The 9,305-nt window shown below is 63.6% G+C and carries 8 protein-coding genes and 1 pseudogene; 5 read left to right on the forward strand and 4 right to left on the reverse strand.

The window, feature by feature from the left end:
- The 4 genes from HP546_RS20535 to HP546_RS20550 all read right to left on the reverse strand — a co-directional run.
- Positions 1-1,108 (reverse strand): aconitase family protein (locus tag HP546_RS20535; RefSeq protein ID WP_256678508.1); only part of this gene is annotated, 1,108 nt, incomplete at its 3' end.
- A gap of 273 nt (positions 1,109-1,381) precedes the next feature.
- Positions 1,382-2,509 carry a 2-methylcitrate synthase gene (gene prpC, locus HP546_RS20540; RefSeq protein WP_172228869.1) on the reverse strand — a complete coding sequence of 376 codons (1,128 nt, stop codon included), beginning with the start codon at positions 2,507-2,509 and terminating at the stop codon, positions 1,382-1,384.
- Positions 2,510-2,626: 117 nt separating this feature from the next.
- Complete coding sequence (prpB, locus tag HP546_RS20545) at positions 2,627-3,517, reverse strand: methylisocitrate lyase (protein ID WP_172228871.1); 891 nt, start codon at positions 3,515-3,517, stop codon at positions 2,627-2,629.
- Complete coding sequence (locus HP546_RS20550) at positions 3,514-4,230, reverse strand: GntR family transcriptional regulator (protein ID WP_172228873.1); 717 nt, start codon at positions 4,228-4,230, stop codon at positions 3,514-3,516. The genes prpB and HP546_RS20550 overlap by 4 nt, the downstream gene beginning before the upstream one ends.
- A gap of 294 nt (positions 4,231-4,524) precedes the next feature.
- Here HP546_RS20550 and HP546_RS20555 point away from each other — a divergent pair, with 294 nt between their 5' ends.
- The 5 genes and pseudogenes from HP546_RS20555 to HP546_RS20575 all read left to right on the forward strand — a co-directional run.
- Positions 4,525-5,061, forward strand: coding sequence for an ATP-dependent zinc protease (locus HP546_RS20555; RefSeq protein WP_019470703.1), 537 nt, complete (start codon positions 4,525-4,527; stop codon positions 5,059-5,061).
- 5 nt (positions 5,062-5,066) lie between these two features.
- Positions 5,067-6,602, forward strand: a complete 1,536-nt coding sequence (locus HP546_RS20560) for an inactive transglutaminase family protein (RefSeq protein ID WP_172228875.1) — start codon at positions 5,067-5,069, stop codon at positions 6,600-6,602.
- On the forward strand, positions 6,602-7,582 hold the full coding sequence (locus HP546_RS20565; protein ID WP_172228877.1) for an alpha-L-glutamate ligase-like protein: 981 nt from the start codon (positions 6,602-6,604) through the stop codon (positions 7,580-7,582). The genes HP546_RS20560 and HP546_RS20565 overlap by 1 nt, the downstream gene beginning before the upstream one ends.
- A gap of 222 nt (positions 7,583-7,804) precedes the next feature.
- Positions 7,805-9,148 (forward strand): aminodeoxychorismate synthase component I, encoded by a 1,344-nt coding sequence (gene pabB, locus HP546_RS20570; protein ID WP_172228879.1) that lies wholly within the window; start codon positions 7,805-7,807, stop codon positions 9,146-9,148.
- Positions 9,149-9,227: 79 nt separating this feature from the next.
- Positions 9,228-9,305 (forward strand): annotated as a pseudogene (locus HP546_RS20575) (phosphoadenosine phosphosulfate reductase); the annotation flags it as partial.

Raw genomic sequence — 9,305 nt, forward strand, 5'->3', positions numbered from 1 at the left:
CATGCGGGTTGGACGGCCCGGCCATGTTACGTACCACGCTCGACAAGTCGAAGCTCAGGGTGCGTTCGTAGACCGCCTCGGCCAGGCTGTCGGCCCACAGGCCAGTAGCCTTGGCGTAGGTTTCCACCAGCTTTACCTGATGCTCTTCGCGGCCGGTCAGGCGCAGGTAGTCGATGGTCTGCTGGTCGATGGCGAACATCGCTGCCGTGGCGCCGTATTCCGGCGCCATGTTGGAAATGGTCGCGCGGTCACCCAGGGTCAGGGCACGCGCGCCCTCGCCGTGGAACTCCAGGTAGGCGCCGACGACTTTCTGTTTACGCAGGAATTCGGTCAGGGCCAGCACCAGGTCGGTGGCCGTGATGTTCGGCGCCAGCTTGCCAGTCAGCTCGACGCCGACGATTTCCGGCAGGCGCATCCACGAGGCACGGCCGAGCATCACGTTCTCGGCTTCCAGGCCGCCAACGCCAATGGCGATCACGCCCAGGGCGTCGACATGCGGGGTGTGGCTGTCGGTGCCGACGCAGGTGTCGGGGTAGGCCACGCCGCGGTCGCTGTGGACCACCGGTGACATCTTCTCCAGGTTGATCTGGTGCATGATGCCGTTGCCTGGCTGGATCACGTCGACGTTCTTGAACGCCTTCTTGGTCCAGTTGATGAAGTGGAAACGGTCTTCGTTGCGGCGGTCTTCGATGGCGCGGTTCTTTTCGAAGGCTTGTGGGTCGAAGCCACCGCATTCCACGGCCAGCGAGTGGTCGACGATCAGCTGCACCGGCACCACCGGATTGACGGCGGCCGGGTCGCCGCCTTTGTCGGCGATGGCGTCCCGCAGGCCGGCAAGGTCGACCAATGCCGTCTGGCCAAGGATATCGTGGCACACCACGCGCGCCGGGAACCACGGGAAGTCGAGGTCGCGCTTGCGTTCGATCAGCTGGGCCAGCGAGGCGTCGAGGGTGGCCGGGTCGCAGCGGCGCACCAGGTTTTCGGCGAGCACGCGGGAGGTGTAAGGCAGGCCAGCGTACGCGCCGGGCTTGATCGCCTCGACCGCTGCGCGGGCATCGAAATAGTCCAGGTCAGTGCCTGGCAGGTGCTTGCGGAATGCAGTGTTCATAATTATCAGGCTCGGTCACGGTACGGTCGTGGATAGCTTTCCAATCGCTGTCATGTGTCGGCTGCTCCGGCCTCATCGCCGGCAAGCCAGCTCCTACAGGTACAGCGCAAGCCTCAAGGGCGGTGCAACACCTGTGGGTGTTGGCTGCTCCGGCCCGTTGCCGGCAAGCCAGTTCCCATAGGCACAGCACAAGCCTCGAGGGCGGTGCAACACCTGTGGGAGCTGGCTTGCCGGCGATGAGGCCGGAACAGGCCACCCCACAGGTTCGGTCGGTCAGCGCTGCTCGATCGGCACGAACTGGCGCTGATCGACACCGACATACTCGGCGCTTGGGCGGATGATGCGGTTGTTGGCGCGCTGCTCGAAGACGTGCGCCGCCCAGCCGGTCAGGCGCGAGCAGACGAAGATCGGGGTGAACAGCTTGGTCGGGATGCCCATGAAGTGGTACGCCGAGGCATGGTAGAAGTCGGCATTGGGGAACAGGCGTTTCTGCTCCCACATGGTCTTGTCGATGGCTTCGGATACCGGGTACAGCACTTTGTCGCCCACCTGATCAGCCAGTTGCTTCGACCAGCCCTTGATCACCTCGTTGCGCGGGTCGGACTCTTTGTAGATGGCATGGCCAAAGCCCATGATCTTGTCCTTGCGCTCGAGCATGCGCAGCAATTCGGCGGTGGCTTCCTGCGGGCTCTGGAAGCGCTCGATCAGCTCCATCGCAGCCTCGTTGGCACCACCGTGCAGCGGGCCGCGCAGCGAGCCGATGGCGGCGGTGACGCAAGAATACAGATCGGACAGGGTCGAGGCGCAAACACGGGCAGTGAAGGTGGAGGCGTTGAATTCGTGCTCGGCATAGAGGATCAGCGACACGTTCATCACTTTCACGTGCAGCTCGCTCGGCTTCTTGCCGTGCAACAGGTGCAGGAAGTGGCCACCGAGGGTGTCTTCGTCGCTGCTGCAGTCGATGCGCACACCATGATGGGTGAAGCGGTACCAGTAGCACATCACTGCCGGGAACAGCGCCAGCAGGCGGTCGGTCTTGTCGCGCTGGGCCTCGAAGGTGAGCTCTGGCTCCAGGGTGCCGAGCACCGAGCAGCCGGTGCGCATCACGTCCATCGGGTGGGCGTCACGCGGAATACGCTCCAGCACTTCTTTCAGTGCCTGGGGCAGGTCGCGCAGGCCCTTGAGCTTGTGTTTGTAGTCGGCAAGCTCGGCCTGGGTCGGCAGCTCGCCATACAGCAGCAGGTAGGCCACTTCCTCGAATTCGGCAGCGGCTGCCAGGTCACGCACGTCGTAACCCCGGTAGGTCAGCCCGGCACCGGCCTGGCCCACGGTCGACAGCGCGGTCTGGCCAGCCACCTGACCGCGCAGGCCTGCGCCACTGAGTACTTTTGCTTCGGCCATGGTGTTTCTCCTTTCTTGAATTTGTTATGGAAATCTGGCTAATAATTGAAACCTGGGCGGGCCCCTTCGTGGATTCACCCGCGAAAGGGCCGGTCGCAGCAGCGACAAACGGAACTGTCAGCCTTTCTTCTGGGCAAACAGCGCATCGAGGCTCTGCTCGAAGGCGTGGTAGCCAATGGCATCGTAGAGCTCCATGCGGGTCTGCATGGTGTCGATCACGTTCTTCTGCGTGCCGTCGCGGCGCAGCGCGGTGTACACGTTGTCGGCGGCCTTGTTCATGGCGCGGAACGCCGACAACGGGTACAGCACCAGTGACACGTCGACCGAGGCCAGCTCTTCGGTGGTGTACAGCGGCGTGGCGCCGAACTCGGTGATGTTGGCCAGGATCGGTGCCTTCATCCTGTCGGCAAAAGTCTTGTACATCTGCAGCTCGGTGATGGCTTCCGGGAAGATCATGTCGGCGCCCGCTTCGATGCAGGCGGCGGCGCGGTCCAAGGCGGCGTTCAGGCCTTCGACGGCCAGGGCGTCGGTGCGCGCCATGATCACGAAACTGTCGTCGGTGCGGGCATCGACGGCGGCCTTGATACGGTCGACCATCTCCTGCTGGGTGACGATCTCCTTGTTCGGGCGGTGCCCGCAACGCTTGGCACCAACCTGGTCCTCGATATGGATCGCGGCAGCGCCGAACTTGCACATCGAGCGCACCGTACGGGCAACGTTGAAGGCCGACGCGCCAAAGCCGGTGTCGACGTCCACCAACAGCGGCAGGTCGCACACGTCGGTGATGCGACGCACGTCGGTCAGCACGTCGTCCAGGCCACTGATGCCCAGGTCTGGCAGGCCCAGCGAGCCTGCGGCCACACCGCCGCCGGACAAGTAGATGGCCTTGAAGCCCGCGCGCTTGGCCAGCAGGGCATGGTTGGCATTGATGGCGCCAACCACCTGCAGCGGATGTTCAGCGGCAACGGCATCGCGGAAACGCTGACCGGGGGTGCTCTTCAGAGTCATTTCTCACCTCGTGGGCTGTTGTTGTGGGCGTCCATGTAGTGACGCTCGATATTGCGCTTGGACGCGCCGATGTGGCGGCGCATCAGGAGTTCGGCCAGTTCGCCATCACGGTCGGCAATGGCATCGAGAATGCGGTGGTGCTCGGCAAAGGCCTGGCGCGGCCGGTTGGGCGTAGCGGAGAACTGGATGCGGTACATGCGCACCAGTTGGTAAAGCTCGCCGCAGAGCATCTTGACCAGGGTCTGGTTGCCGCTACCCTGGATGATCCGGTAATGAAAATCGTAGTCGCCTTCCTGCTGGTAGTAGCCCAGGCCGGCCTGGAAGGCGGCATCGCGTTCGTGGGTGTCGAGCACCCGGCGCAATTCGTCGATGTCGGCCTGGCTCATGCGCTCGGCAGCGAGGCGGCAGGCCATGCCCTCCAGCGACTCGCGGATCTCGTACAGCTCGATCAGCTCGGCGTGGTCGAGCGACACTACCCGCGCACCGACATGCGGCACGCGCACCAGCAGGCGCTGGCCTTCGAGGCGGTGGATGGCTTCGCGCAACGGGCCACGGCTGATGCCATAGGTGCGCGCCAGCTCCGGCTCGGAAATCTTGCTGCCGGGGGCGATCTCACCCTTGACGATAGCCGCCTGAATGCGTCGGAAGACGTTTTCGGACAACGTTTCCGTTTCGTCTGTCAGCACCGGGGTGGGGGTAGAAAGGCCCTGCATATTGTCGACACCTTGAAAATCTCTTTGCCAGAAATTAGCGAAAACGGCGGCCGCAGTCAAAGAAAAAATGAATATTGTCGACAATCGTCTAAGGGCGAACTAACGCCACGGTTGCGCTGTCAGATCGCGCACCGCTGGCGTCAAGACGTCGGCGTGATAGAATGCCGCGCCTCCGACGGAGTATGGATAGCCTGTCTGTCATCCAGCCATGATTGTTGACAGATGAACGAGGAAGCTTGCGCAGTAGTTGCCAGTCGCCTTGCCCTGAACCTTGCACAGCACCGCGCCCGGAATATGAGACTTACACCCGTTTTAATGCTGCTATGCCTCACCCTGCTGCCGGCCCTTGGCCAGGCTGCGGGCAAGACCGTGTACGGTCTCAACGAATACGCCCGCCTGGGCGACCTGGACCTGGAAGTGGCGGCCAAGCTCGACACTGGCGCCAAGACCGCCTCGCTCAGTGCCCGCGACATCAAGCGTTTCAAGCGCAACGGCGAAAGCTGGGTGCGCTTCTACCTGGCCATCGATGCCGCCCATTCGCACCCGATCGAGCGCCCGCTGGCCCGCGTGAGCAAGATCAAGCGCCGCGCCGGCGACTATGACGCAGAATCCGGCAAGGCCTACACGGCGCGCCCGGTCATCGAACTGGAAATCTGCATGGGCCAGGCCATGCGCACCATCGAAGTCAACCTCACCGACCGCAGCGCGTTCCAGTTTCCGCTGCTGATCGGCTCCGAGGCGCTCAAGCACTTCGACGCGCTGGTCGACCCAAGCCTTAAATACGCGGCCGGCAAACCTGCCTGTGCCACCGACGCTCCCAAAGCAGAGTAACCCCGATGCGCTCTCTTACCCTCCATCTGAAAGTCCTGATCACCGTACTGGTGTTGCTGGGCGTGGCGGTCACGGCTTATCAGATCTTCTTCCTCGGCATCCCGGTGACCGAGGACGAGACCGACGACCTGTGGAACATCGACGCCAAGGTCGAGTTCGTGGCCAGCACCAAGGACCCGGTCAAGGTGCAGATGTTCGTGCCGCCGCTGAACCGCGACTACGTCAGCCTCAACGAGAGCTTCATCTCCAACAACTACGGGGTCAGCGTCAATCGTGCCGACGGCAACCGCAAGGTGACCTGGTCGGCGCGCCGCGCCAACGGCAACCAGACCCTCTACTACCGCCTGGTGCTGACCAAGCGCTACAGCAACGAGAAGACCACGGTCAAAGGCGCCACATTCCGCGACAGCCTGGCCGTCGAGGGTCCTGAGAAGATCGCCGCCGAGGCCCTGATGGCGCCGATCCGTCAGCACTCCGCCGACGTCGAGACCTTCGTCAGCGAGACCATCAAGCGGGTCAACAACCTCAACGACGACAACGTCAAGCTGCTGCTGGCCGGCGACACCTCGGCCATGAAGAAGGCCCAGGTCATCGACCTGCTGCTGTCCATCGCCCATGTGCCGATGGAGAAAGTGCACACCATTCGCCTGGTCGCCGATACTCCGCAAACCCCGGAACTGTGGCTGCGCAGCTTCAACGGCAACGACTGGCTGTACTTCAACCCGGACACCGGCGAGCAGGGCCTGCCCAGCGACCGCCTGCTGTGGTGGACCGGTGACGACAACCTGATCACCGTCGATGGCGGCAAGAAGGCCAACGTCACCTTCAGCATGAACAACAGCGAGATGAACGCCATCCGCCTGGCCAAGCTGACCGACGAGAACACCGACGCCGACTTCCTCGAGTACTCGCTGTACAGCCTGCCGCTGCAAACCCAGCAAACCTTCATGATCATGGTGATGATCCCGATCGGCGTGCTGGTGATTCTGGTACTGCGCAACCTGATCGGCCTGCAGACCTTGGGTACGTTCACCCCGGTGCTGATCGCCCTGGCCTTCCGCGAGACCCAGCTGGGCTTCGGTATCGTGCTGTTCACGGTGATCACCGCCCTGGGGCTGTCACTGCGATCGTACCTGGAACACCTCAAGCTGCAGATGCTGCCGCGCCTGTCGGTGGTGCTGACCTTCGTCGTGGTACTGATCGCCGCCATCAGCCTGTTCAGCCACAAGCTGGGCCTTGAGCGCGGGTTGTCGGTGGCACTGTTCCCGATGGTGATCCTGACCATGACCATCGAACGCCTGTCGATCACCTGGGAAGAGCGTGGTGGCGGCCATGCCATGAAAGTTGCCATCGGCACCCTGTTCGCCGCCTCCGTGGCGCACCTGCTGATGATGGTGCCGGAGCTGGTCTACTTCGTATTCACCTTCCCGGCGGTGCTGTTGATTCTGGTGGGCTTCATGCTGGCGATGGGTCGCTACCGCGGCTACCGCCTGACCGAGCTGGTGCGCTTCAAGGCATTCCTGAAGAAGGCTGACGCCTGATGTTTGGCCTGATCAAGACGTGGAAAGCCCTGGAGGCCCGGGGCATCATGGGTATCAACCGGCGCAACGCGGACTACGTGTTGAAGTACAACAAGCGCCACCTGTACCCGATCGTCGACGACAAGATCATCACCAAGGAGCGAGCCCTGGCGGCCGGCATCCATGTGCCGGAAATGTACGGCATCATCGAGACCGAAAAAGAGATCGAAAAACTCGACCAGATCATTGGCGGGCGCAACGATTTCGTCATCAAGCCGGCGCAGGGCGCTGGCGGTGACGGCATCCTGGTGATCGCCGACCGCTTCGAGGACCGCTACCGCACGGTGTCGGGCAAGATCATCAGCCACGAGGAAATCGAGCACCAGATCTCCAGCATCCTCACCGGCCTGTACTCGCTGGGCGGCCACCGCGACCGCGCGCTGATCGAGTACCGCGTCACCCCCGACCAGATCTTCAAGAGCATCAGCTACGAAGGCGTGCCGGACATTCGCATCATTGTGCTGATGGGCTACCCGGTCATGGCCATGCTGCGCCTGCCGACCCGCCAGTCCGGGGGCAAGGCCAACCTGCACCAAGGTGCCATCGGCGTGGGTGTCGACCTGGCCACCGGCGTGACCCTGCGCGGTACCTGGCTGAACAACATCATCAGCAAGCACCCGGACACCACCAACGCAGTAGATGGCGTGCAGCTGCCGAACTGGGACGGCTTCATGAAGCTGGCCGCCGGCTGCTACGAGCTGTGCGGCCTGGGCTACATCGGTGTCGACATGGTGCTGGATCAGGAAAAAGGCCCATTGATTCTGGAGCTGAACGCCCGCCCGGGGCTGAACATCCAGATTGCCAACGACTGCGGGCTGACCCAGCGCACCCATGCCGTCGAGGCGCACATCGAAGCGTTGGCCAAGGATGGGGTAACCGAGGATGCCGAGCAGCGGGTACGGGTAGCTCAGGGCTTGTTCGGGCACGTGCCTGGCCGCTGAATTGCCGGGGCTGCTTTGCAGCCCATCGCCGGCAAGCCAGCTCCCACAGGGACCGCATGCCCCTGAGAGCTCCGCCGCACCAGTGGAGCTGGCTTGCCGGCGATGGGCCGCACAGCGGCCCCTCGGGGCAAACACAATGTTGAATGTCGCGCCCAGTGCTAGGCGCTTTTCCTGCACAGGTCTACAATCGCCCTCCTCGCTTTTACATCGCCGTCCACACTGATGCCGACCTGTACGCTCTACCCCCTGCCCTACCAGCCCGACCCTGCCGCCTATTTCGCTCGCCTGCGCCAGGCCCCCGGCGCGATCCTGCTCGACAGCGCCCGCCCCGGCGCCGAGCGCGGCCGCTTCGACCTGCTCAGCGCCTGGCCGCTGCAACAACTGCAAGCGCAACCCGATGAAAGTGGCCGCGTTTTTCTCCAGCGCCTGCGCGCCGGCCTGGCGCAACTGGGCCACGCGCAACTGCCCGAAGGCTGCGAACTACCGTTCGCCGGCGGCCTGATCGGCTACCTGAGCTACGACTTCGGCCGCCGCCTGGAGCAGTTGCCAAGCCTGGCCGTGGACGACCTCGGCCTGCCGGACGCACAGTTGGGGCTGTATGCCTGGGCACTGGTCAGCGACCACCTGTACGGCACCAGCCAACTGGTGTTCCATCCAAGCCTGGCAAGTGAAGAACGCGACCGCCTGATCAATCTGTTCCAAGCCAGCGACCAGACGCAGAGCGGCGCCTTCCGGCTGCTCGCCCCGATGGCGGGCGACCTGCAGCCCGAGCAGTACAAGGCTGCATTCGACCAGGTACAACGCTACATCGAGGCTGGCGACTGCTATCAGATCAACCTTACCCAGCGCTTTCGCGCCCGCTGCCAGGGCGACCCGTGGCAGGCCTACAAGGCACTGCGCCACGCCTGCCCTACGCCGCTCTCGGGCTACCAGCAACTGGCCGACGGCAGCGCCTTGCTGAGCTTTTCTCCCGAGCGTTTCATCCGCGTCAGCCAGGGCCAGGTGGAAACCCGGCCGATCAAGGGCACCCGCCCGCGCGCCAGCGACCCGGGGGAAGACACCCGCAATGCCCAGGAGCTGCTACGCAGCCCCAAGGACCGCTCGGAAAACCTGATGATCGTCGACCTGCTGCGCAACGACCTTGGGCGTACCTGCGAGATCGGCTCGGTGAAGGTACCAGAGCTGTTCAGCCTGGAAAGCTACCCCAATGTGCACCACCTGGTCAGCAGCATCACCGGCCGGCTGGCCCGCGACAAGGACGCCCTGGACCTGATCGGCGATAGCTTCCCCGGCGGCTCGATCACCGGTGCGCCGAAGATCCGCGCCATGCAGATCATCGACCAGCTGGAGCCTGCGCGCCGAGCGCTGTACTGCGGCTCGCTGCTGTATGTGGACGTGCGTGGCGAAATGGACAGCTCGATTGCCATTCGCAGCCTGCTGGTCAAGGACGGGCAGGTCAGCTGTTGGGGTGGCGGTGCAGTAGTGGCCGACTCCGAGTGGCAGGCCGAGTATGAAGAATCGATCGCCAAGGTACGGGTGCTGATGCAGACGCTGCAGGGCCTGTGAGTCCGTCTGGCCCGCGTTTTTTTGTTACCATCACCCCACTACGAGCGCACAGCGCCACAGCCAAGATGGAAACCGCCTGATGAGCCTACCCTTCGACGTCGCCGCCCTGGCCGCGACCTATGCCAACAAGTCCCCGCAGGACATCCTCAAGCTCGCC

This window comes from Pseudomonas sp. CM25 (assembly GCF_013179705.1).
Classification (GTDB): domain Bacteria; phylum Pseudomonadota; class Gammaproteobacteria; order Pseudomonadales; family Pseudomonadaceae; genus Aquipseudomonas.